At 61.0% G+C, this 24,726-nt stretch carries 21 protein-coding genes; 20 read left to right on the top strand and 1 reads right to left on the bottom strand.

All coding sequences use genetic code 11. The features are described 5' to 3' along the window. Window positions 1–85: 85 nt before the first annotated feature. Window positions 86–340, bottom strand: a complete 255-nt coding sequence (locus AB7813_RS09130; RefSeq protein ID WP_141137186.1) for a hypothetical protein — start codon at window positions 338–340, stop codon at window positions 86–88. Between the two features lie 530 nt (window positions 341–870). Between AB7813_RS09130 and AB7813_RS09125 the strand changes: the two genes are divergently transcribed. From AB7813_RS09125 to eutC, 20 genes are all read left to right on the top strand, one after another. Further along, window positions 871–1,548, top strand: coding sequence for a response regulator transcription factor (locus AB7813_RS09125; protein ID WP_089267551.1), 678 nt, complete (start codon window positions 871–873; stop codon window positions 1,546–1,548). Beyond that, window positions 1,508–2,890, top strand: coding sequence for an ATP-binding protein (locus tag AB7813_RS09120; protein WP_439064281.1), 1,383 nt, complete (start codon window positions 1,508–1,510; stop codon window positions 2,888–2,890). Before AB7813_RS09125 ends, AB7813_RS09120 begins: the two co-directional genes overlap by 41 nt. A gap of 124 nt (window positions 2,891–3,014) precedes the next feature. After that, window positions 3,015–3,452 carry a hypothetical protein gene (locus tag AB7813_RS09115; protein WP_439064280.1) on the top strand — a complete coding sequence of 146 codons (438 nt, stop codon included), beginning with the start codon at window positions 3,015–3,017 and terminating at the stop codon, window positions 3,450–3,452. A 227-nt stretch (window positions 3,453–3,679) separates the two neighbouring features. Then, a complete protein-coding gene (gene rpoH / locus AB7813_RS09110; RefSeq protein ID WP_439064279.1) occupies window positions 3,680–4,633 on the top strand; it encodes an RNA polymerase sigma factor RpoH in 954 nt (317 codons plus the stop codon). Between the two features lie 93 nt (window positions 4,634–4,726). After that, complete coding sequence (locus AB7813_RS09105; RefSeq protein WP_439064278.1) at window positions 4,727–6,100, top strand: sensor histidine kinase; 1,374 nt, start codon at window positions 4,727–4,729, stop codon at window positions 6,098–6,100. A gap of 91 nt (window positions 6,101–6,191) precedes the next feature. Continuing rightward, window positions 6,192–6,536: a hypothetical protein gene (locus AB7813_RS09100; RefSeq protein ID WP_141137184.1), complete on the top strand. Its 345-nt coding sequence runs from the start codon at window positions 6,192–6,194 to the stop codon at window positions 6,534–6,536. A gap of 72 nt (window positions 6,537–6,608) precedes the next feature. Next, window positions 6,609–9,791: an efflux RND transporter permease subunit gene (locus AB7813_RS09095; protein WP_439064277.1), complete on the top strand. Its 3,183-nt coding sequence runs from the start codon at window positions 6,609–6,611 to the stop codon at window positions 9,789–9,791. Next, window positions 9,788–11,041 (top strand): efflux RND transporter periplasmic adaptor subunit, encoded by a 1,254-nt coding sequence (locus tag AB7813_RS09090; protein ID WP_441228080.1) that lies wholly within the window; start codon window positions 9,788–9,790, stop codon window positions 11,039–11,041. Before AB7813_RS09095 ends, AB7813_RS09090 begins: the two co-directional genes overlap by 4 nt. 20 nt (window positions 11,042–11,061) lie before the next feature. Next, window positions 11,062–11,709: a hypothetical protein gene (locus tag AB7813_RS09085; RefSeq protein ID WP_439064275.1), complete on the top strand. Its 648-nt coding sequence runs from the start codon at window positions 11,062–11,064 to the stop codon at window positions 11,707–11,709. Window positions 11,710–12,130: 421 nt separating this feature from the next. Next, entirely contained in the window at window positions 12,131–13,714 is a 1,584-nt protein-coding gene (locus tag AB7813_RS09080; protein WP_120292964.1) for an ABC transporter substrate-binding protein, read from the top strand. A 68-nt stretch (window positions 13,715–13,782) separates the two neighbouring features. Next, entirely contained in the window at window positions 13,783–14,763 is a 981-nt protein-coding gene (locus tag AB7813_RS09075; protein ID WP_175367975.1) for an ABC transporter permease, read from the top strand. After that, complete coding sequence (locus AB7813_RS09070) at window positions 14,763–15,680, top strand: ABC transporter permease (protein ID WP_439064273.1); 918 nt, start codon at window positions 14,763–14,765, stop codon at window positions 15,678–15,680. Before AB7813_RS09075 ends, AB7813_RS09070 begins: the two co-directional genes overlap by 1 nt. After that, on the top strand, window positions 15,680–17,518 hold the full coding sequence (locus AB7813_RS09065) for an ABC transporter ATP-binding protein (RefSeq protein WP_441228079.1): 1,839 nt from the start codon (window positions 15,680–15,682) through the stop codon (window positions 17,516–17,518). Before AB7813_RS09070 ends, AB7813_RS09065 begins: the two co-directional genes overlap by 1 nt. 64 nt (window positions 17,519–17,582) lie before the next feature. After that, window positions 17,583–18,344, top strand: coding sequence for a DeoR/GlpR family DNA-binding transcription regulator (locus AB7813_RS09060; protein ID WP_116661694.1), 762 nt, complete (start codon window positions 17,583–17,585; stop codon window positions 18,342–18,344). After that, window positions 18,337–19,623 (top strand): Zn-dependent hydrolase, encoded by a 1,287-nt coding sequence (locus tag AB7813_RS09055; protein ID WP_441228078.1) that lies wholly within the window; start codon window positions 18,337–18,339, stop codon window positions 19,621–19,623. The genes AB7813_RS09060 and AB7813_RS09055 overlap by 8 nt, the downstream gene beginning before the upstream one ends. Window position 19,624: 1 nt before the next feature. After that, the gene (locus tag AB7813_RS09050; protein WP_439064271.1) at window positions 19,625–20,590 is read left to right on the top strand and encodes a phosphotransferase family protein; all 966 of its coding nucleotides are present in this window, start codon (window positions 19,625–19,627) and stop codon (window positions 20,588–20,590) included. A gap of 14 nt (window positions 20,591–20,604) precedes the next feature. Beyond that, window positions 20,605–21,540 (top strand): phosphotransferase, encoded by a 936-nt coding sequence (locus AB7813_RS09045; RefSeq protein WP_439064270.1) that lies wholly within the window; start codon window positions 20,605–20,607, stop codon window positions 21,538–21,540. Continuing rightward, window positions 21,540–22,328: a histidinol-phosphatase gene (gene hisN / locus AB7813_RS09040; protein ID WP_439064647.1), complete on the top strand. Its 789-nt coding sequence runs from the start codon at window positions 21,540–21,542 to the stop codon at window positions 22,326–22,328. The genes AB7813_RS09045 and hisN overlap by 1 nt, the downstream gene beginning before the upstream one ends. Window positions 22,329–22,337: 9 nt before the next feature. Further along, complete coding sequence (gene eutB / locus AB7813_RS09035; protein ID WP_439064269.1) at window positions 22,338–23,729, top strand: ethanolamine ammonia-lyase subunit EutB; 1,392 nt, start codon at window positions 22,338–22,340, stop codon at window positions 23,727–23,729. 1 nt (window position 23,730) lies between these two features. Further along, window positions 23,731–24,504: an ethanolamine ammonia-lyase subunit EutC gene (eutC, locus tag AB7813_RS09030; RefSeq protein ID WP_439064268.1), complete on the top strand. Its 774-nt coding sequence runs from the start codon at window positions 23,731–23,733 to the stop codon at window positions 24,502–24,504. Window positions 24,505–24,726: the final 222 nt, after the last annotated feature.

Below are 24,726 nucleotides of genomic sequence, written 5' to 3'. Positions count from 1 at the left end.
CCCTCCGTATGCCTCCGCCGAAATGAGCGCCGGCCGATGAAGGTCGAGATAGCGAAGAAAGTCCGCGGAGCGATTAAATTGCGATTTAAGAACGGACCGACGCTCTGCTTCGGTTGCTGCCGGGGATGTCGATGGCAGGTGTCTGGCCGGCAATCGTTGCGCACGGGGCGTCGCTGCGTTGCAGGTTAAATTCGTATTTAATTGAAGAACAGAAGCCTTCCGAAGATGTTGTGGCCATTGGTTCGCCGTCCGGCTCGGCGCGTTCCGATGGCTGCTGCATCAGTAAGCGCCGTTCGCAGGTGGGTGGATGCTCGGAATTTTGACGTCGTTCGTTCGACAAGGTGCGATCTCGTTAGGGGTATCGCTGTTGCTTGCCGCAACCGCATTTGCGGTGGCGCGCCCGCCGCACAAGTCGCCGCCGTTTCAACCGGCAGCGATTGAGCGTCGCCCGGCCACTGCAGCCGCGTTCATTGGAGCGAGTCCGCTCGCTCTCAACAGCTGTTCTGCGTCCGACAAGATGGTCGCTGATATCAATCTTCGGCCGATAGCGGGTAGGGATCAGGATGTGATTGCGGGATTGGTATCGCGAGGGCCGGACGCAATCGACCTGGCGCAGGCCGTGCTCTGCTACGGACACGAGGAAAAGCTCCGCGGACTGGCCCGGCAGATCATGGTGACACGGCATACCGATGCCGGAGCAACGCTGTACGCGATCCCGGGATCCTTGGTCCCTGTCGCAGCGGTGAGGCTTGTACCGACCGGATGGACGAAATGACCGAGTTTCGACAAAATGACGACGTTTTCCGCTATGCTACGGCGCGGTCGCACCTTGTCGTGTCTTCAGATCAAACGGTGCCCGAGATACTCCAGATGACCAAGATTCTGCTGATCGAGGACGACAATGAGACCGCCGAGGAACTCGCGGCCGAACTGACGCAGCGCGGCTTCGAGGTCGAACATGCCGCGAACGGCATCGAAGGACTCGACAAGGCTCGCTCCATCAAGCCGGACTTGATGGTCGTCGATCGCATGTTACCGGGAATGGACGGACTCACCATCGTCGAGGCGCTGCGGCATGACCAAATTCGCACGCCCGTACTGATCCTGAGCGCGCTCGGAGCGGTCGATGATCGCGTCCGCGGATTACGTATGGGCGGCGATGACTATCTGACCAAGCCTTTTGCGATAGTCGAACTGGTGGCGAGGATCGAGGCCCTGTTGCGCCGTCCGATCGAAACGCGGGAAACCATGTTGCGGGTGGGACCGCTCGAACTCGACCTGATCGAACGCACAGCGCGGCGTGGCGAGCGGGAGATCGAATTGCTGCCGCGGGAATTCCGCCTTCTCGAATACATGATGCAGCGTAACGAGCAGCTGCTGACGCGGGCGATGTTGCTGGAGGAGGTCTGGAACTATAAATTCGTCCCGGACACCAATCTTGTCGATGTTCATATGGGGCGGCTGCGGCACAAGGTGGACACGCCGGGCGATCCGCCGATGATCCACAATGTCCGCGGCGCAGGATTTATTCTTCGTGCGCCTTCCTGATTTCGTCCGCACGACGACGTTCCGGTGGACGTCCATCGCGATCGCGCTCTGCATTCTTTTGTTCTCGGCCTTCGTGTACTGGGAGGCTGGCAGTTCGATGCGGGCTGACATGGACGCTTCGATCGCGGAGGCAAGCGAGGCGATCGCGTCGGATGTGCCGGAGCGCAGGATCATCGCCATCGAGGACCGCCTGGCGTCCGATCCGCGCCGGACCCGGTTGGCCGGTCTGTTCACAGCTGACGGAAAACGGATCGCCGGCAATCTGCGCGATATCCCGCCGCAATTGGCGATCGACGCGCGGATTCATGCGACGCAGGTGGTCAGGATCGATCCGCACAAGCCGGAGTCGATGTCCGTGCGCGCCATCGGTCGTCGCTTGTCTGACGGCCAAGTGTTGGTCATCGCCCGCCATAGCGGCGAACTCAAGGAACTGGCGGCGGCGATCGGCCGCGCCCTGCTGCTCGGTCTGCCGGTGGCGGGCGCCCTTAGTCTGGCGATCGGTGGCGTGCTCAGCCTGCGGGTGCAGCGTCGTGTCGATGAACTCCATACGCAGGTCAGGCGCATTATCGATGCCGACCTACGCGAGCGACTTCCCACGGCCAACCTCGACCACCCCTTCGATAAGCTGGCCATCATCGCCAACGGCATGCTCGACGAGATCGAGGTGCTGGTCACCGAAATGGCAGGGACCGGCAACGAGATCGCGCATGACCTGCGCACGCCACTGACCCGTGTCCGCGTTGGCCTCGAGCGCGGCCGCGCCAATGCCTCGACGGTCGCGGACCTGCAGGCGGTCGCCGACCGCGCGATCACTGACGTGGACGAAGTGCTCACCATTATCACCAGCCTGCTGCGTATCCAGGAGATCGAGCATTATGGCGACCGCAGGGGATTCGGCGATGTGGTGCTGGCGGGTTTACTACGTGAGGCTTGCGACCTCTACGAACCGATCGCTGAAGACAAGCAGGTCAGCCTGCGCGTCGATGTCGAGGACGATGCCATTGTCCGATGCGACCGCGATCTGCTGCAGGAGGCTATCATCAACCTGGTGGATAACGCGGTCAAGTTTACGCCGCCCTACGGATGCGTCCGGTTGGCTCTGGTGCGAGGGCCCAGCGATGTCATTGTCAGAATATCGGACACCGGACCCGGCATTGGAGAAGACGAGCGTGAAGCAGTGCTGCGGCGGTTCTATCGCTCCGACAAGAGTCGCAGGACCGTTGGCACCGGTCTTGGCCTCAGCCTGGTTTCCGCGATCGTCAAGCTGCATGGATTCCGGTTGACGCTGTCGACCGGTCCCGGCTGCGTCGCGGAGATCGCCTGTCCATTGCCGGAAAGGTGATCTGTCTGAAGGACATTTTAGTCGTCTCGCCGTGTCCCCTCACCATGTTTCGTAGATCGCGCTGTTGCCTCGATGCCATATGGGCGCTTTCGGCAACAACGGCCTCGATGGAAAGGATGAGATCATGAAAGGACGTACATTCAAGGTACTCGCAACGGCTGCGCTGGCGTTGAGCCTGCTAGCCACCGCCGCTGATGCACGCGGCGGCGGCGGAGGTGGCCACGGAGGTGGTTTCGGCGGCGGTGGCGGCCATATGGGCGGCTTTGGCGGTGGCTTCGGTGGTGGTCACATGGGGGGCTTCGGAGCCGGCGGCGGCCATATAGCAGGCATTGCCGCCGGTCATGTGGGTGGAATCGGCGGCGAGCATCTCGGCGGAATAGGCGGCCAGCGTTTCGCAGGAGGCGGATTCGGATCGCACGCTTTTGCCGGACATCACCTCGTCAGACATACCGGCCGTGGCTTCGGCTTCCCGGGCTACTACGATGATTACGGCTACGGCTGTCCGTATGTTTACGGCCCGCTGCATCCCCACCATTATCCTTGGGTCGCCGGCTGCAGCTAACGAACCGTCCTGCAAGGCATCGCGGGCGTGACGTTGCGGAAGCCACGTCACGCCCGCCTTGTTCGTGCCGCAAGCCGAATCTGAATTCGAATTTATATCCTTAACCTGTAATTTAATGGTTCCCGTGATCGCCGCCGCTATCTTTTCAGGATCGTCCGCAAAGGCCGTGACATCGGCCCCGGACGGACATTGATCAGCAACAGATCAATCATAGCGGAGGGGCTGACATGAATATCGATGGAACGTCGACGGAATATTCCACACCGGCGTCTGGTCTGGCGGCTCCGATCGGGCTGCGGTCGCCCGCGGCAGCCGGCACCGCCTTGAATTACCGAACCGACATCCGGCGTTTTGCGATGCTCGAACGCGAGCAGGAATACGTGCTGGCGATACGCTGGCGCGATCACGGCGACCGTGCTGCAGCCGAGCAACTTGTCACCAGCCACTTACGCCTCGCTGCCAAGGTGGCCATGAACTATCGTGGTTACGGCCTGCCGCTGTCGGAGATCATGTCGGAGGCCAATCTCGGCCTGATGCAGGCCCTTGACGGGTTCGACCCGGACAAGGGATTCCGCTTCTCCACCTACGCGGTGTGGTGGATCCGTGCGGCGATCCAGGACTACATCCTGCGCTCATGGTCGCTGGTGAAGATTGGCACCACCGCGAGTCAGAAGAAATTGTTCTTCAAGCTGCGTTCGGCCAAGAGCAGGATTTCGGCGCTGGGAGGCGGCGACTTGCGGCCCGACCAGGTGACTCTGATAGCCAGCGATCTGGGCGTGACCGAGAAGGACGTCGTCGACATGAACCGTCGGCTCGGCGGCGATGCTTCGCTCAACGCGCTGGTGCACGATGACGAGGGTGCCGCCGAGTGGCAGGACTATCTGATCGACCAGGCGCCCACGCCAGAACTGATGACGGTCGAGCAGGACGAAATCGATCATCGCCGCCAGGTTCTGGTGCGCGCGATTGACGTACTCAATGCGCGCGAGCGGCACATCTTCGAGGCGCGTCATCTCGTCGACGAGCCGGATACGCTCGAAGACCTCGCGCAGCACTATGGGCTGTCGCGCGAGCGGATCCGCCAGATCGAGCAGCGGGCGTTCGAGAAGGTGCAGTCGGCGGCGCGCAAGCTTTCGCACGATCGACGTCACACCCGCGCCCCGGCGCTGGCAACGCATTGAATTGCGTCATTCCGGCGGACGATGACGAATCGCGCAAGCGTGGGAAATCCGTTATGTTGGCGGCCCAAATATCCCCCACGGGCCGCTCACGCGATGAATCTGGCCGAGTTTGCGAGTAGTTCAACCTTCCGCGCCGCTACGGTCGCGGCTGTCGCGCTTTCTTTGTTCGTGCTGGTCCTGTTCGGCTTCATCTATTGGAAGACCGACCGTCTGCTGGTGACCCGCTCCGACCATGTCATCGCCTTGCAGCTGCAAACGGTGGCGGCATTGCCGAATGAACGCAGGCTCGACGCGCTTCATCTTCAACTCAGCGAGGATTCGCGCGACGTGCATTTCGTCGGCCTGTTCCGGGCGGATGGAAGCCGGGTCGCCGGCAATCTTGAGCGCCCGCCGGCGATGCTGCGGCTGGACGCCACGGTGCAGACCGTCGAGATCATAAGGCCGCGCCCCGCTGGCCCGGAGCAACTAACCGTTCAGGCCATCGGCCAGCAGTTGCCGGACGGCGAAATATTGGTGATCGGCCGCTATGTCGATGAGGCGATTCAGCTGTCGATGGTTGTCAGCCAGGCTCTGGCTCTCGGTCTGATCCCGGCTCTGCTGCTATGCCTCGCGCTGGGCGCACTGCTCAGTCTGCGTGCCGAACGTCGGATCGCCGGAGTTAATGAGCGCATTCAGCGCATCGTGGCGGGTAGTCTGCATGAACGGCTCCCGGTTGATCGCGGCCGCGATCCGTTCACTCAGCTCGCCGCCATGGTTAACAGCATGCTGGACGAGATCGAAACGTTGATCCACACGATTGCCGGAGTCGGCAATGACATCGCGCACGACCTGCGGACCCCGTTGACCCGGGCACGCCTGGCCCTGGAGCGCGGCCGGAACAACGCCAGGACGCTGCCCGAACTGCGATCTGTGGTCGACAAGGCCATCTTGAGCATGGACCAGTCGCTGGCGATTGCCGCAGCACTGCTAAGGCTGGCCGAGATCGAGAACAGCCGTCGCTCCACCGGATTCGGCAAGGTCGCACTGGAGGAACTGCTGCACGAGGTCCGCGATCTCTATGCGCCGATCGCCGAAGACAAGGGCATCACGCTGCGCACCGATATCGTTCATACCCCGATCGTCGAGGGAGATCGGGACCTGCTGATGGAGGCGATCGCCAATCTGGTCGATAACGCCGTCAAGTTCACGCCGCGGGGTGGGCAGGTCCAGATCACGACCGTGTCCGGCGACGGCGAGAGTATCCTGCGCATCACGGACACCGGCGCGGGGATAAACGAAGACGAGCGCAGTGCGGTGCTGCGGCGGTTCTACCGCTCCGATGCGTTTCGCAAGACACCAGGTCTTGGGCTTGGCCTCACTCTTGTTGCCACGATTGCCAAATTGCACGGCTTTCGGTTGACGATCTTTTCGGGGGCGGGGTGCGTGATCGAAATTGGATTCCCTGACGCTTCCGAGACAAAAGTCTAGATCGCGATCACATCGCGGCGAGATCGCTGTCCGTTGTTCGGTGCGCCGTTTCCTAAATCGTTATTTAGTTGGCCCTCCGCATCGCATCATTATGTCTTCCGAAGACCCAACTGTCGCGCGCCGCTGGATTGCCAATCCGGTCGGGCGTCAAGGAAGGAATGATCCAATGCGCTCAAATCTCATGCCAGTAGTGTCGGCAGTCTTCATCGCGTTGATCGCCATCGCAGCAGCTCCGAATGCCGCGATGGCCCGTGAACCCATCGTTGCATCGAAACCCCTGCCGGCTCCGGTGGGGCATGCCCAGCCGACCCCGAATGGCTTTCTGTCAGACGAAGATGCGAACGCGGACGAACAGCAGCGACTTTCGAAGTTCGATGCGCAGCAGCATTTGCTGGACGAGCAGCTCGACAAGTCGCTGAACATCTGCCGGTGCTGATGTTCTGCCTTCACACGGCGCTTCGGGGCAGTCGCAGAATTATTCCACGTACGGACAATCTTGGAGCGAGCAATGGGCATCGTGCGGTTTGCACTGAGATTTCCGTATACCTATTACGTGGTGGCGGTGCTGATTCTGTTTCTCGGCGGCGTTGCCATCCGCTCGATGCCGACCGACATCTTTCCAGAGATCCGAATTCCCGTCGTAACGGTGATCTGGAGCTATACGGGTCTCTCGACACCTGAGATGGAAGATCGGGTCTCGACTTACAGTCAGTACTCCATCAGCGCGAACGTCAACGGCATCAAGAATATCGAAGCACAAACTCTGAACGGGCTCTCGATTCAGAAGATCTACTTCCAACCCGACGTCAATCTCGACCTCGCAATTTCGCAGATTGTTTCGGCTACAAATGCGATCCGTGCGCTGATGCCGCCTGGCATCCAGCCGCCAATCGTGGTGCAGTTCAATGCCTCCAGCGTTCCGGTGCTGCAGCTCAGCCTCAACTCCGATACGCTCAACGAACAGCAATTGTATGATTTCGGCATCTACAGAGTCCGGCAACAGCTGGCGCCGGTGCATGGCGTGACGCTACCTACCCCGGCTGGCGGCAAGTATCGCCAGATTATGGTTGATCTCGACCCTGACAAGCTACTGTCGCGCGGACTGACGCCGCTCGATGTCGTCAACGCGGTCAATACTCAGAACCTGACGCTGCCGACCGGAACCGCCAAGATCGGTGACAAGCAGTATACGATGCGTACAAACGCGACGCCCGCAAGCATCGCTGACCTCAACATGATCCCGGTCAAGTTTGTCAACGGCGCGACGATCTTTCTGAAGGACATTGCCCAGGTTCGCGACGCGTCGGCAGTGCAGCAAAATATCGTGCGCCAGGACGGCCGGCGTTCGGTGCTGTTGAGTATCATCAAGAACGGCAACGCCTCGACGCTGACCGTGGTCAACGCAGTCAAGGACGTGCTTAAACAGGCGCGGGCAGCAGCGCCTGCCGGGTTAAAAATCAACGAATTGTTCGATCAGTCTGTATTCGTCAAGTCATCGGTGACGGGCGTGCTGCACGAAGGCGCGATCGCCGCCGGCCTGACGGCGCTGATGATCCTGCTCTTCCTGGGATCGTGGCGTTCAACACTTGTGGTGATGATCTCGATCCCGCTGGCGATCTTGTCGTCGCTCGTGGTGTTATATTTCCTCGGCGAGACGCTCAACACGATGACGCTCGGCGGCCTCGCGCTTGCGGTCGGCATTCTGGTCGATGATTCCACGGTGACGATCGAGAATACGCATCGGCTACTGACCGAGGAGCACATGACGCTGCCGGACGCGACCCTGCATGGCGCAGCCGGCATCGCGATCCCGACGCTGGTCTCGACGCTGGCTATAAGTTGCGTCTTCACCTCGGTAGTGTTCCTCGATGGCCCCGCGAAATATCTGTTCACGCCGCTTGGCCTGGCGGTCGTATTCGCCATGCTGGCATCCTACGGCCTGTCGCGGACGCTCACCCCGATTACTATCGGGCTGCTGCTGCGGTACGAAAAGCACGGCCCGGACGATGGCCATCCGAAGGGGCTGTTCGCGCGGCTGTCGGGTGCGTTCGAGCGCGGCTTCGAGCAGATGCGTACTGGCTACGTCGCGCTGCTGACCCAGTTGCTCAAGAACCGCGTCGCCGTGCCGGTGGCTGCAGTGCTGATCATCGGTCTCGGCGGCGTCATGCTGGTCTCGGTCGGCCGCGATTTCTTCCCGTTGATCGACGGCGGCGAGATCCAGCTCCACGTTCGTGCCCCCGCCGGCACGCGGATCGACGCCACCGAAAAAATCTTTCAGCAGGTAGAGGACAAGATCCGCCAGATCGTTCCGGTGAGCGAGCGCAGTCTGATCGTCGACAATATTGGCCTGCCTGCCCGACCCTATAATCTTGCCTTTACCGACGGCTCAACCATCGGTGTCAATGACGGCATTATCCAGGTGGAGCTCAAAGAAGGTCACAAGCCGACCGCTGACTACGTTCGCAAGCTGCGCGAGGTGCTGCCTGCGGCATTCCCCGACGATGTGTTCTACTTCCAGGCTGCCGATATCGTAACGCAGATTTTGAATTTCGGGCTGCCGGCGCAGATCGACGTCCGAACCGTAGGCTACGATCCTGGTGACCTTGCTATCGCGCAGAAGCTGCGGGAGCGCATCGCGGCGATCCCCGGCATTGTCGATGCGCATCTTCAGCAGGAAACTGACGCGCCGTCATTTTATACCGAGATCGACCGTACCCGCGCGGCGCAGCTGGGACTCAATGCCAGTACGATTGCGACGAATATCAATGTCAGCCTGAGTTCCTCGTCGCAGGTGTCGCCGAACTTCTGGACCGATCCGACATCTGGCATTCCCTATTATCTCGCCGTGCAGACACCCGAATACCGAGTCAATTCGCTCAACGCCTACGGCAATACGCCGGTGTCGAGCACGCTGACCGTCGGCGGCCAGCCGGTGCCGGGAATGCTCAGCAACGTCGCGACCTTCAAGCGCGAGCCGCTGCCCACCAACCTGGACCAGGCCAACGTGCAGCCGGTTTACGACGTCTATGCCAGCGCACAGGGCCGCGATCTCGGGGCGATCTCCGCCGACATCAACAAGGTAACGGCCGATTTGCAGAAGGAGATGAAGCCCGGAAACAGCATTGTCGTACTGGGGCAGATCCAGAGCATGAACGATGCCTTCGTCAACCTCGGTATCGGTTTGCTGTTCGCGGCTGTGTTCGTCTACCTCCTGATGGTGGTGAACTACCAGAACTTCAGCGATCCCTTCGTCGTAATGTTGGCGTTGCCGGCGACCCTGGCCGGCATCGTCACCATGCTGTTCATCACAGGTACCACCCTGAACGTGCCGTCGATGATGGGCGCGATCATGGCGGTCGGCGTCGCGTCGGCGAATTCGATCCTGTTGGTTACCTTCGCGCGCGAGCAGCAACTCGCAGGCCATTCTGCGTTCGAGGCCGCAATCAGCGCTGGCCACACCCGGATCCGGCCGGTGCTGATGACCGCGGCGGCGATGATCGTCGGCATGATTCCGATGGCGATCGGCAGTGCCGGGGAGGAACAGAATGCAGCGCTCGCCCGTGCGGTGATCGGCGGATTACTGTTTGCGACGCCGACAACGCTTTTGATCGTGCCGTATTTGTTTTCGCTGTTGCGCAAACGCGTCGACGGCCAGCCGCAACACGGCGTCTTTGAGGAGGCAAGTTCATGACCGGGATTCAGAGGTTGCATGAGGCGCGGACGCAAGAAGAGCCATCCGTGGTAAATCGGCATGCGGATCCGCCGCCAGTGCGGCCTCGTTCCAAGGCCCGACTGATGCTGGTTCTGGCGGTTCTGTTGTTACTCGGCAGTGGTCTCAGCTTCGGCTTCTGGCGGCATGAGCAGGCGCAGCAGGCCGTTGCGGACGCAGCAAAGGAACTCCGCGATCTGGTCCCGGACGTTAAGGTCGCGGTTATCAACGACAGCACCGGCAGCAACGACATCTCACTGCCGGCCACCACCACGGCGTTCGAAGCGGCGAATATCTTTGCCCGAACCAGCGGCTATGTTGAAAAACGCTATGTAGACATTGGCGATCGGGTCAAGGCTGGCGACCTTTTGGCCGAGATCACCGCGCCGGAACTCGATCACCAGATCACTCAGGCTCAGGCCACGCTGAAACAGAACCAGGCTGCGTTGCAGCAGACCCAGGCCAGCCGCGATCTGGCGGACGCCACCAACGGCCGTGACAGCAGGCTCGTGAAACAGGGCTGGCTGACGCTGCAGCAGGGCGACAACGACCGGCTGACGCTGGCAGCCCAGCAGGCGGCGGTCGGAGTCGCGCAGTCCAACATCGCCGCGCAAGAGGCGCAAATTCGAATACTCACGCAGGAGAAGGCTTATCAGCGCGTGATCGCGCCGTTTGACGGCGTCATCACCCAGCGCAATATCGATAACGGCAGCCTGGTTCAGTCCGGATCCACGTTTATGTATACGCTGATGCACAGCAATGTCATCCGCGTTCAGCTATTCGTGCCGCAGGACGCGGCGTTCGGTGTGACTCCCGGCGTGAAAGCGAGCGTCCACGTCCCGGAAATTCCCAATCAGGTGTTTGACGGCACGGTCACGCGGATCGCTTCTGCGTTGCAGCCCGGCAGCCGGACGTTGTTGACCGAAGTCGACATCCCCAACCCGGACGGGGCGCTCAGCCCGGGCGTCTATTGCACCGTGGATCTGCATGTTCCTCGCAAGACGTCTGCTTTTATCGTGCCCGCAGATGCTGTGATCTTCAACGCCGATGGCACGCAAGTGGCCGTTGTGGAGAATGGCATCGTCCATATGCACAAGATCACCATCGCGCGCGACTTCGGCACCTCCGTCGAAGTGCGCAATGGCATCAAGGCGGGCGACCAGGTGGTGCTGAATCCGATGGTGAATCTGGCCGAAGGTCAGAAGGTGAGGGCCCACAAGCAGGCTGTGTGAGCAGGAAAGGAAACGTAGCCATGGTGCGACTGTTAGGCGTTTTGATGCTATCGCTGTTGGGCTGCGATGCGGTTCTGGCGCAGGTCTCGACCATGGGCACGACGTCGATGGGGCTTCCGACCACTCCTGGTACAATGGTTTCCTCGCCGCTCAACGGCCCGAGTCCGTTCTCCGCGGCGACGCGTCCGGGGGCGGCAGATACCAGCCTGGCTCCGGTGCCGCTGGCGTCGGATCCGACAACGCCGGGCACCGTTATCAATTGCGCGCCAACCACAGCGCCAAGTGCGGCGACGCCCGCCGCCGCACTGGGAACGATCTCGACGACGAATCTCGGTAGCGCGACCGGTACGGCCACCCCGACCACGCCGGTTGGTAGCCCGCTGGACTCCAGCAGCTGTATCCTGAACGGGAATACCAGCCCAAGCGACCCCTCATCGTTGCCGCTCACGACTCCGCTGATTTCCAGCGTCCTGCCCGGCACGCTTGAGGCGCTGACTGCCATCCTCGGCGACACCAGTATCGCCCCGTCGGCGACGATGCCTACACCGAACGCGACGGCCTGCAACGAGACCGTCTCGATGAACCTTGCCGCCCCCGGCATGATGGCGGCTGCCAATGCCACGGGTGCCACAGCGACGCCAGGGGTAACCACGCTTTCGGGCTGCTGACTTAAGGTGCAGAGCTGTGCCTATGACTGCTTCTGGCGCAAAGCGGACGTCGTATATCGCCGGAGCATGGCTAAGCGCTGATTGCCCAAGAAATGTTGCACCATGCCGAGCAAATTTAACGACGCTTATGTCACTGAAATTGCCTTTTAAGTCATTGGGGGAGTTCCGTGGTGGATGTCGCTGTTGGAACATGGTGCTAATAGCTGCATCATGTCGGCGATGAGATCGTCATAGCCGATGCCTAAGAGATAGCCGTTCGCTCTTCGAAAATCAGGCAAACGATGTCGCAGTCATCTATGGCTTCGAACAACGGTCAAAAAACACACAAAATATCATCTGGTTTTCGCTATTTTTGAAGATGGCACAGCTCCTGCATGACCGTTTTGACCGATTGTCCGGTTTGCGGAAACAGGAGATGGCTATGCCTACACAATTTGACCGTCGCTACTTTCTGAAGGGAGCTGCCGGCGCTGCAGTCGCCGCTGGCTATGCGCAGATCGATCCGGACTTCTTCATCTCAAAGGCTCATGCCCAAGCCGGCAAGACCATGAGCTTTCTGTCGGCCGAAAACATCACGGGCAATTGGGATCCGACCGCGCACACGACGCTGTCGCAGAAGAACATCGAAGGCTTCGTGATGGGCTTTCTCACCCGCACGCCAATGAAGCTCGATAATCCCGGCGAGGTGATCTACGAACTGGCGACCGACATCAAGCTGCTCGATCCCAATCGCCTGCAGATCAAGCTGCGCCAGGGCGTGACCTTCCATGACGGCAAGCCGTTCAAGGCGGAAGACGTTAAGGCCACATTCGAATATGGATCGCGCGCGGATCGCCCGGCGCAGTGGTATCCCGGCCCGACAGAAACGCTGAAGATCGAGACGCCGGACGACTACACAGTGATCGTCGATACGTCGAAGGGCGGCTATCCCGCACATCTCTTCATGTTCCTGGCGGCGTTCCTGCCGATCATGTCGGCGAAGGACATCGCGGCCGGTCCCGGTGGCGTGTTGCCGCAGCGGCTTAACGGCACCGGGCCGTTCCGCTTCGTCGAGCAGCGCGGCAATGACACCGTGATGAAGGCCTATGACGGCTATTTCAAAGGCAAGCCTGCCATCGCCGGCATCAACTTCACATTCACCGGCGATTCCACCACGCGGATGCTCGCGCTGATGAACGGTCAGGCCTCGATCGTCGAGCGACTGGAGCCCGAGCAGGTCGATACAGTCAAGGGCAACGCCAATATCCGCATCAATCGCGTGGTGTCGGTCGAGAACAAATATCTGTGGTTCCGCTGCTCGAAGCCGCCGTTCAACGATCCGCGCATCCGCCTCGCCGCCTGTCACGCCATCAATCGCGACCTCATTCTCGAAGTGCTGGGATCGGCCGGCCACGCATCGTCGAACTTCGTCTCGCCCGTGAAGTTCGGTTACGTCGATCTCGAAAACTATCCGAAATTTGATCCGAAGAAATCCCAGGCGTTGCTTGCCGAGGCAGGCTTCCCGAACGGCAAGGGATTGCCGCCGCTCGAATATATCACATCGGTCGGCTTCTACCCGAAGACCAAGGAATATGGCGAGGTCATCACCGCGATGCTCAACGAGCAGGGCTTCAATGTCAGCCTGACGGTGCTCGAGCCGGCCGCCTGGAACGAGCGGCTCTATCATCGTCCGGGCGGCGGTCCCGGCCATATGGTCGATTGCGGCTGGTCGACGGGCTCGCCGGAGCCCGATCTGGTCCTGCGCACCCACTTCCATTCGTCGTCGCACCGCATCTGCGGCATCGAGGATCCTGCCATCGATGCAAGCCTCGACAAGGAACGCAGCGCGGCGACGCTCGAAGAGCGCAAGAAGATCCTGCAAACCGAAACGATGCCCTTGCTCGCTTCAAAAATGCCAGCGCTCCCGCTGTTCACGTCGGTCATGATCCACGCGATGCAGAAGGATTTCGAAGGCATGTATATCTATCCGGATGGATCCATGGACGCATCCAAGCCCGTTGCATGACCAGGAGTGACCGCTGCGCACTGCAATGATGCGGTGCGCAGCCATGCCTGGCTTTCTTGGAGCTTTGAATGTTCATTCTGAATTTTCTTATGCGGCGCCTTGCTCAGGGAGTCGTCATTATCTTTCTCGTTTCGCTGCTGATCTTCACATTGCTGAGGGTCGTACCGGGCGATCCCGTACGGCTGATGGCGGGAGGCATGGCGCCCGAAGCGCTGATCGAGAAGATCGCAACCGACATGGGCTTGCGCGATCCGATCCTGGTGCAGTTCGGCCGCTACATGTATGGCGTCGTCCGCGGCGATCTCGGCCAGTCCTTCGTGCGGCCCGCCAACGGAGCCTCGACCGGCGGGGCGAACTTCAACGACACGACGCGTGGTGAGCGGGCTTCTGTTCTCGGCCTCATCATGGAAGTTCTGCCCATGACGCTGCAGCTCGCTGCGGTGACTCTGGTGATCGCGCTGGTGTTTTCAGGGATCGTGGGGATCGCCGGCGGCCTCGCGATCGGGCGATGGCCGGACAAGCTCGCATTCTACGTGTCGTCCGTCTTCATCTCACTGCCGAATTTCTGGCTGGGCATCGTTCTGGCGCTGCTGTTCTCCGTCAAGCTCGGTTGGCTGCCGGCGATCGGCTATCGCGGCTTCGCCTATACGATCCTGCCGGCCATCGTGCTTGCGGTGGAGTTGTCGCCGGTGCTGATCCGAACGCTGGTGAGTTCGGTGTCGGCGCAAATGACCGAACCCTATGTGGCGGTAGGTCATGTGCGCGGCCTTAGCCGCAGCCGCATCATCGCCAACCATGCGCTGCGCAACGCGTCGGTGCCGCTGCTCAACCTGCTGGGAATCCAGTTCTCCAGCCTGCTCGGCGGAGTCATCATCGTCGAATACATCTTCGACTATCCCGGTCTCGGCCTGCTGACGATCAACGCCGTGCTGCAACGTGATTTCCCGCTGATCCAGGGCATCGCGATCGTGACCAGCGCCATCTTCGTGCTCATCAATATCGTCGTCGATCTCGCTGCCACCGCCATGGATCCGAGGCTGGAATACTGATGTCCATCGTCACCGCCACCGCAGCGCCCATTGCGCCCGTTACATCGCAACGCTCCATTGCTCGCCGAATTTTCAGCCGGGCAGCGTCGATGCCCGGCTTTCGCGCGGGCCTGGGAATATTTCTCATCCTCGCGTTCGCCGCGGCATTCTACCCCGAGCTAAGCGGCATCGACCCCACCAAGATAAATATCAAGGCACGGCTGCTGCCGCCGCTCTTCATCGGCAACAACTGGAGCTGGGCCTATCCGCTCGGAACGGACCAGATCGGCCGCGACATGCTGGTTCGTTCGCTGGTGGGCTTGCGCTATTCGTTCCTGATCGGCGTCGCGTCGGTCATCGTGACGCTGATCATAGGCTGTGCGCTCGGCACTATTGCGGGATATTTCGGCAACCGGACCGACGCCATCATCATGCGGCTGACCGATGCCCAGCTTTCCATTCCCATGATCATCCTCGCCATCGCGGTTCTGGGCGTGTCGCGGCCCACCATCCCGGCGATCATTCTGGTGCTCGGCGTCTCCAACTGGCCGGTCTATGCACGCATCATGCGCAGCATCGTCATGACCGAGCGACAACGCGAATATGTCCGTGCCGCCAAGATCGGCGGATCGACGGATCTCCGCATCATCCTGACACTGCTGCTGCCGCTGCTCTTGCCGCCGGTGCTGTTCACGTCGGTTCTCGACGTGGCCCGCATGATGATCTTCGAATCGACGCTTGGCTTTCTCGGCCTCGGCGTCCAGCCGCCGACGCCGACATTCGGCAACATCATCGCTGACGGCCGCAAATATCTGCTCAATGCCTGGTGGATCGCCACCATGCCGGGCCTTTTTCTCGGCCTGACGCTCACCAGCATCAATCTGATGGGCGCCTCCCTCGAACGCGCACGCAGCACCATTCATGGAGGTTCGGAGTGATGACGGAGCCGCTTCTCGAACTTAGGAACGTGACGGTCACCGCCGGCCGCAGCTCCTCGAAAATCATCCTCAACGACGTATCACTGAGCCTCGCGCCACGTGAAATCGTCGGTGTGGTCGGCGCCAGCGGGTGCGGCAAGACCGTGCTCTCGAAGACCGTCGTCAACTGGCTGGAGCAGCCGCTGGCGAAGCAATCCGGCGAGGTGCTGTTCGAAGGACGTGACCTCTACGCCATGCGCGGATCCGACATGCGGCTACTGCGCCAGCGGATTTCTTACGTGGGTGCGAACCCGCAGGGCGCGCTGGATCCGACGCTGTCGGTGGGTGCACAGATCGTGGAGAAGATGCGTGCCGTCGTCCCCAACGTCTCACGCCGGGAGGCGCAGGATCGGGTCGTCGAACTGCTCGACGCCGTCCGCATCCCCTCGGCGCGAAGCCGCTTTCATGACTATCCGTCGCATTTTTCGGGCGGCATGATGCAACGTGCGCTGATCGTGGACGCGCTGGTGACAAACCCGGCTTTGCTAGTCGCGGACAACGTCACGCAGCCGCTCGACGTCACCGTGGCTGCGCAGGTTATCCGGCTGATGAAGGAACTGACGACTAGTTTCGACACCGCCGTCCTGTTCGTGTCTTCGTCGTTGCCGGTCGTACGCGAAGCATGTTCGCGGATCCTGGTGATGGATGAGGGCCGGATCGTCGAGGAGCAGTCGACCGAGGATCTGATCGCAAAGCCGATCTATTCATATACGCGCGATCTCGTCAGCCAGACCCCGAAAATCTGGATCGACGCGCCCGTGCCCGCGCCGCGCGACGATCGCCGGGATGTCGTGCTAAGCCTGCGTGATGCGTCGCAGAGCTACAAAGTACGCAAGAAGACGGGTTTCGGCGGGGTCGATCTCGTGCGCGCCGTTCGCAACGTCACCTTCGACATCCGGCGCGGCGACAGCTTTGCCATCGTGGGCGAGTCCGGTTGCGGCAAATCCACGCTGATGCGGCTGCTGTGCCGGCTCGAACTGCCGAGTTCCGGCCAGATTCTGTGCAGCGAGGCCGATATCGCAAATCTGAAAGGCAAGCAACTGCTGGCATTCCGCGGGAAACTGCAGATGGTCCTGCAGGATCCGTTCGGATCGCTGCCACCTCGCACCTCGGTCGGCAAGATACTGGAGGATCCGCTGCGAACGCACGGATGGCGTGACAAGGCAAAGATTCGCGCGCGCGTGCTGAAGGTGATGGGAGAGGTCGGGCTTCCGGTCGATCTCTATGAGGAGCTTCCGTTGGGACTGAGCGCGGGGCAGCGGCAGCGCATCAATGTTGCACGCGCGCTGGTTCTGGAGCCCGAGATCCTGATCATGGACGAAACCTTGTCGTCCCTCGACCAGGCCGAGCAGTTCAAGCTTCTTGATCTGTTCCAGAAGCTGCAGAAGGAATACGACCTCACTTACATCTATATCTCGCACGATCTCGCGATGGTGCGGAAGGCGTGCAACCGTGTGGCGGTGATGTATCTCGGCGAGGTGTTCGAACTCGCCGACAACGAGCGGCTGTTTTTCGATCCGGGGCATCCCTATACGAAGGCGCTTCTCAGCGCGATGCCGACGCTCGAACAGCGGCGCTACCGGCCGGAGGACTGCCTAATGGAAGGCGAGCCGCCGAGCCCGCTCAATATTCCCGAAGGGTGCAGTTTCAGGTCGCGCTGTCCGCAAGCGATGGACAAATGCAGCCAGTCGCAGCCAAGCCTGACGGTGCGGGAGCGGCAGGATTTCGCCGCCTGCCATCTCGTGGTGCCGCCGGCCGTAACCGCTCGCTTCAGCGAGACGGTCCCGGTCAATTCCTGAGGATGGTCGTGCATAAGGACATGGGCCAAGAGCCTGCAAAAGCTATCGAAGTCGAGGAACGTCCATGAGTTTCACGGAGCATCGCCTGGAATTGATCCGCGAAATGCTGCGTCACAAGCAACGTGTTCACGTCAAGGATCTCGTCGATCAACTCAGGGTCAGCCACGAGTCGATCAGGCGGGATCTCAGGGAGCTCGAGACGCAGGGTTTTGCCCGCCGGGTTTACGGCGGCGCCGTCATCGATCGGCAGGAAAGCGATCAGCCGTTTGCGGAACGTCTGCGGGTAGGCGCCAAGGAGAAGGCACGCATCGGCGAAGCCACCGCAGCGCTGATTGAGCACGGCATGAAGGTCTTCATTGACGAGGGAACGACGGCTCTCGCCTGCCTGCGCTATATCGAGGGACGCAAGGATCTTACCATCGTCAGCAATTCACTGGCTGTCGCAGCCCACTTCTACCGGGAGCCGACGCCCAGCGTGCGCGTGCTCGGCGGCCGACTGCGGACCGAATACCAGGCGACGTTCGGACCGGAGACGGTGGCCGCGATGAAGGACCATTTCTTCGATCTCGCCATCATCGCCATCAGCGCGGTGCATGCCGAGCGCGGCTTCATGGACTACGGCGAGGACGAGGCGATCATCCGCCGGATTGCGCGCACACAGGCCAAGCGCGCCGTCATCGTCGCCGACAGTTCGAAATTCGGGCGCATCGGTTCGATCCACACATTCGGCCTTTCGGATGTGCATGCGGTGATCACCGGGGCACCGCTGACCAAGGACTTCGCCAGCCAGTTTCTGAAATCCAAAGTGGACATCATCTATGCCTGACACCCTCTCTGACCACGCACCGATCGACGAAGCCCGCCTGCAGGCGATGATGGACGAACTGTCGGTCTTCGGCGGTGGACCGGACGGCGCCATGACGCGGCTGACATTGTCGAAAGAGGATGGCGCGGCGCGGGACTGGCTCGCGGGCTGGTTTTCCGCTCAGGGCTTCACACAGGCGGTCGATGCGATCGGCAACCAGTTCGGCAGCCTGATATTGGCAGGCGCAAATGCGCCGGTGGTCATGGTCGGGTCGCATATCGACAGCCAGCCCAATGGCGGTCGATTTGATGGCGCGCTCGGCGTGGTGTCAGCCTGCGAGGCCGTTCTCGCCGTGTCACAGCGCCTCAAGGCCGAGGGTAAGTCGTCGCTCTGCAATTTTCAGGTGGTGAACTGGACCAACGAAGAGGGCGCTCGTTTCCAGCCGAGCTTGCTCGGTAGCAGCGTGTTCGCTGGCGCAGCTGAACTTGATTGGGCGCTCGACCGCGTCGACGGCGACGGCATTTCGGTGCGGCAGTCGCTCGTAGAAATCGGATATGCAGGCACGAGCAAAATTGCCGTGCCAAGCGCTTTGATCGAGCTTCACATCGAGGGTGACAAGGCACTGTTTCAGTCCGGAGAGAAGTTTGGTGTCTTCACCCAGTTCTGGGGCGCTACCAAATATCGCCTCGCATTTCTCGGCCGACAGGCTCATACGGGCGCGACGCCGATGGCGGAACGCAAGGACGCGGTGCTTGCAGCCGCCTATCTGATCGCCGATCTCAAGCAGATCTCGCGCGAGCACGGCCTCGACCTGCACACCTCCGTCGGGCGGCTCGAAGTATTTCCCAATTCACCGAACACCGTGCCGTCGGAGGCCGTTCTGTTCATTGAGCTGCGCTCTGGCTCGCCGGAGATTCTCGCCGAAGCCGAAACCAAGATGCTGGCCCGGATCGAGGTGGCGGCGGCAAATGCCAGCGTCGCCTACGAGGTTCGCGCAATTGATCGTCGCAAGGCCGGCCGCTTCGATGCAGGGCTGATCGCGCTGGCCGAGCGGATGGCCGCAACACACGGAGAGACCGCGCGTTCGCTGGATACGATCGGCGGACACGACGCCGTTGCGCTATCGGCCGTCTGTCCGTCCATCGTGATGGCCGTGCGTTCGCGCGATGGCGTCATTCATCACCCCACCGAATTCACCAGCGCCGCGGATCAGGCCTTCGGCACGCGGGTCCTCGCGGACATGCTCTACGAGATCGCCTGCAAGGGTCTGCAAAGCTTCGGCAACACGGACGGGGCATGACATGAAGGCGCTCGGGAATCCGGTTTCTCTGCTCGAACAACGCGTGGAACGTGCAATCGTGAGTCTTCCGGTGCTCGATGCATCGCGGGTGACTTATGTCGCCTGCACGTCGCCGGTAGCGTCGCCGTCCTATCAGGCTGTCGAGTCGCAGTCGTTTGATGTCGCGATCGGCGGCGCAGAACCAAGCTACTTCCTGCGCCTGGCAAATGACGAAGTGGCTGAGCTGGTCGATGACGATGTCGCGTTCGCCGCTGCAGGCAGGCTCAATGATCTCGCGTTTTCGCCGGAACCAGTCGGACGTGCAGCCGAGCAGCGCGCGGTGCTTTTTGCTCGACTCGGAAACGGCTGGCGTGCGGCCAAGATCGACGACTTGATGCAGCCGCCGATGACAACCCGGTTGATCGAGATGCAGAAAACCATCGCGGCGGGCGCGCCATTCGGGCGGTCATGGTCGGTGTTCGACGGCATCGACAGGCTGAAAACGCTCGTCGTGCAGAGTGGTGAGAACCTGCCTGCTGACACGGACTGGATGCTGGAATGGATGGCGGCGATGCGAGAGGCGATCTCCGCAGCGGGCGTCACCGACAAGCCGGCACATGGCGATCCGCATTCCTCCAATGTGATGCTGGATCCGGATGGATCAATCATACTGGTGGATTTCGACATGGCGGCCGACATGGATCCCTATTATCAGCTCGGCGTTCAGATGAACGAGCTCTATCAGTTCGAGAGCCAAATGAAGCCGCTGCTGGAAATGCATGACGGGCATTTCAGCGAAACAGCCTTCAGTCGTTGCCGGATCTATGCTGCTGCCGACGACCTGTACTGGGCGCTGCGCAGTCTGCTGCAGCATGCTCGATCGCCGCTGCGCAGCGTCGAATTCCTGAAATATGCGGGCTGGCGTTTTCTGCGCTGCCGGATGCTGCTGGGGAATCCCGGTTTCGGGCAGCGCTTGCGATCCCTCTAGGCGAGACGAGAACCATGATGGAAGTAGGCGCTGGCACATCGGATGCCGAACGGTCGCTCGAAGCGGCTATCATTCAGGTCGCCCATTGGAAGGGGCGCCGCCTGTCCTACGCGCCGGTCTCCGGTGGAATCAGCAACATCAATTTCTGTGTGAGGGTCGAGGACGATCCGGTCGGCTACTTCGTCAAGATTCCCGGCCGCGGCACGGAGATGTTCATCGATCGCAACGCCGCGCGGGCGGCGAGCAAGCAGGCGGAGGCGATCGATATCGGACCGCGCACTTTCGATTATCTCGATCATCTAGACATCGAAGTGTCGGAATTCCTCGATGATCGCCGCGCATCGACCCATCGCGATGCCGTGGATCAGGGTTTTCGCACCAACGTGGTGCAGATCTATCGTCGCTTCCACCGGGCTCAACCGCTCCCATTGACGAAGACCGTGTTCGACATGATCGATGAACACTATGATCAGGTCAGGCAGCTCGGCGGCTACTGGCCAGAGGATCACACTTGGCTCTATCGTCAATATCAGCAGGCGCGTGCAGCACTGGACGCATCGGGGCTGGATCTCGTGCCATGTTTCAACGATCCCATGCCAGGCAACTTCCTGGTTGGCGATGACGGATCGGTCAAGCTGATTGACTTCGAATATGCCTCAAACAATGAACGGCTCTACGATCTTGCGATCTGGAGCAGCGAGCACTTCTTTCCGGAGGATGTCGAACAGGAGATCATCGAAGCCTATTTCGGCCGTTTCGACCGGCGGCTGCACGCACGCTTCGTGATTCACAAGGCGCTCGCCGACATCAAATGGAGCACCTGGGCGATGGTGCAGAATCGCGTCTCGACGCTGGATTTCGATTTCTACAAGTATGGGATCTGGAAACACATGCGCGCCCGCTCCATCATCCAGGATCCACGATGGCCGTCGTTTCTGAAGGCACTTTGATGTTCGAGGACGCCCTGGTGGCAGACGATGCCGACGCCTATCTCGCTTTTGCCACCGAACTCGCGGATTCGGTGCGACCGCTTCTGCTGTCGCATTTCCGCAGTCCGCTGGACGTCATCTCCAAACCTGACGACAGTCCGGTGACGGTCGCCGATCGCGCGGCCGAGCTGCATTTGAGAGAAAGGATCCAGCAGCGCTTTCCGGATCACGGGATCATCGGCGAGGAAACCGGCGGCACGCCGCGCGGCGCCTTTAACTGGATCATCGACCCGATCGACGGGACCAAGAGTTTCATCACGGGTTTCCCGCTTTTCGGGACGTTGATAGCGCTCTCTCATGAAGAGAAGCCGTTCTGCGGAGTGATCGACATTCCCTTTACGGGGGAGAGATGGAACGCCAGGCCGGGACTGACCAACTGCAACGGCGAAGCGGCGCGGACCAGCTCTTGCGAGCGGATTGCTGAGGCACGCTTCTACACCACGTCACCGGATATGTTCCACGACGGGGAAGCCGAGACCTATGAGCGACTGTCGCGGAGCACGAGGCTGCGTCGCTTTGGTGGCGACTGCTATATCTATGGATTGCTTGCCTCAGGGCATTGCGACATCGTTCTGGAAACGGGGCTTCACCCCTATGATTACATGGCACTGGTTCCTGTCGTGCAAGGTGCGGGTGGTTGCATGACCGATTGGGAGGGGTGTCCACTGTCCCTCCGCTCGGACGGGCGCGTGCTGGCGAGCGCGACACCCGCGCTGCATGCGGAAGCGCTGGCCTTCATCCGGCGGTAACGAGTGAAAATGCCTTACAAAACCACTATCGAAGGCACCGTCTTCCGCTTCAACGATCTAAAGGATCTGATGGCGAAGGCGACGCCCGAGCGATCGGGTGATCAGCTCGCCGGCATTGCCGCGGACGGGCCGGTGGAGCGGCTGGCAGCTCAGATCGCGCTGGCCGATCTGCCTCTCAAAACATTCCTGACTGAAGAGCTGATCCCGCCGGAGACCGACGAGGTCTCGCGTTTGATTCAGGACAGGCACGATCCGATTGCCTTCGCCGCCGTCTCGTCGTTGACCGTCGGCGAGTTCCGGGAATGGCTGCTCGCCCCCAAAACCGCCCAGCAGCAACTTGAGGATCTGACACTCGGCCTGACGCCGGAAATGGTCGCGGCAGTGTCCAAGATCATGCGCCTGCAGGATCTGATTTCGGTCGCGTCGAAGCGCGAGGTCGTCACTAAATTTCGTTCGACCATCGGGCTGAAAGGACGGCTATCCACGCGCAACCAACCCAATCATCCCGTCGACGACTCCTATGGCATCGCTGCATCGGCGCTCGACGGGCTGCTGATGGGTTCCGGCGATGCCGTGATCGGGGTCAACCCGGCCACCGATACTGTGGAGGACTATGTCCGCATCGTCGCGTTGCTCGACGAATTGCGCACGCGCCTAGCGATCCCGACACAGACCTGTTGCCTTGGTCACGTGACGACAGCGATGAAGGCGATGGCCGCGAAGGCGCCGGTGGATATCGTGTTCCAATCGGTCGCCGGTTCGCAAAAGGCGAATGACGGCTTCGGCGTCAGTCTGTCGCTGTTGCGCGAGGCCTATGAGGCGGTTCGTGCCCTCAAGCGTGGTCCGGCGGATGCTCATCTGATGTATTTCGAGACGGGGCAGGGCACGGCGATGTCGGCCGACGCGCATTTCGGTGTCGATCAGCAGACGATGGAGGTACGTGCCTATGCGGTCGCGCGCGAGTTCGATCCGCTGCTCGTCAACACGGTTGTCGGCTTCATCGGCCCGGAATATCTCTTCAATGGCAAGCAGATCATCCGCGCCGGGCTCGAGGATCATTTCTGCGGCAAGCTGCTGGGCCTGCCGATGGGCGTCGACGTCTGCTACACCAATCATGCGGATGCGGACCAGGAAGATATGGATGTGCTGCTCACACTGCTCTGCGCCGCCAATGTCAATTTCGTCATTACGGTGCCTGGTGCCGACGACGTGATGCTGAACTATCAATCGCTCGCGCATCACGACGCCGTTTATTGCCGGGAAACCTTGAATCGTCCGCCGGCGCCGGAGTTCGAGCGTTGGCTCGTTGAGGTCGGCTTGACCGATGAGGCGGGTCGCCTGATCGACGCGCCAACCCGGTTGACCGACTACATGGCGAATTCCAGATTACTCGGGATCTGACATGACGAAGGAGCCAGAACGTACATCCCCACTGCCACGCGATCTGCGGCAGATGACGGACGCACGGGTACTTCTCGGCAGATTCGGAGCGGGCATGCCGACACGCGCGGCACAGTCCTTTCTGCTCGATCACGCGCGTGCACGGCAGGCCGTGTGGTCCAGTGTCGATTGGGCTTCGGTCGAAGCCGGCCTGAATGAGCTCGGGCTGGGTATCATCGAGGTCGCCAGCAAGGCGGGCGATCGTGCCACCTATGTCCGTCGCCCCGATCTCGGCCGAACTGTCTCCGCCGAGGTTGCAGAGCGGCTCGCAAGCATGACGCCGGGCTGCGATGTCGCGATCATTCTCGCCGACGGCCTTTCCGCCAGCGCGATCGACATCAACGCGGTGCCGCTGACGAGGGCGATCGTCGCACGGCTGTCGGCCCGGCAGCTTTCCATTGCGCCTATCGTTCTGGCATCGCAGGCGCGCGTCGCCATCGGAGATCCCATTGCGGCGATCATCGGCGCGAAGGTGTCAGTCATGATCATAGGCGAACGTCCCGGCCTTTCGGCGGCCGACAGTCTCGGAATCTACCTGACCCATTCGCCCGCGATCGGCACGCCGGATTCGAAGCGAAACTGCATCTCCAACGTCCGGGATGGCGGCCTTGCCATTGTGGATGCCACCGACCTGGTCGTATCGTTGGTGGTCGACATGTTGAAAGTCGGTGTCAGCGGCGTCGGGCTGAAGGCGGCTCTCGACGTCTTGCCGTGTCCGGATGCGAACGGGCGGTGACCTTCCGGAACGCTCGTGACGTCAGCGCTGCAATAACATCGGCATGGTCCAACGGGCAGACCGAGGGACGGATAACAAAGCTCAAGCTCGTTAAGCGTCAGTCAGATGTATGGACGCGCCAAGCTCGACTTGCTCCAAGCCCGACTAATCGGCGCCCCGTGATGCGCCTGCACCAAATTGCGTCAGAGCCCAATATTGCCCCCTTAAGCCGGGGATCGCGCC

The sequence above is a fragment of the Tardiphaga sp. 20_F10_N6_6 genome (assembly GCF_052076045.1).
Classification (GTDB): Bacteria; Pseudomonadota; Alphaproteobacteria; order Rhizobiales; family Xanthobacteraceae; genus Tardiphaga; species Tardiphaga robiniae.
The sequence above is the reverse complement of the archived record's forward strand: the minus strand, read 5'-3'. Positions and strand labels throughout refer to the sequence as shown.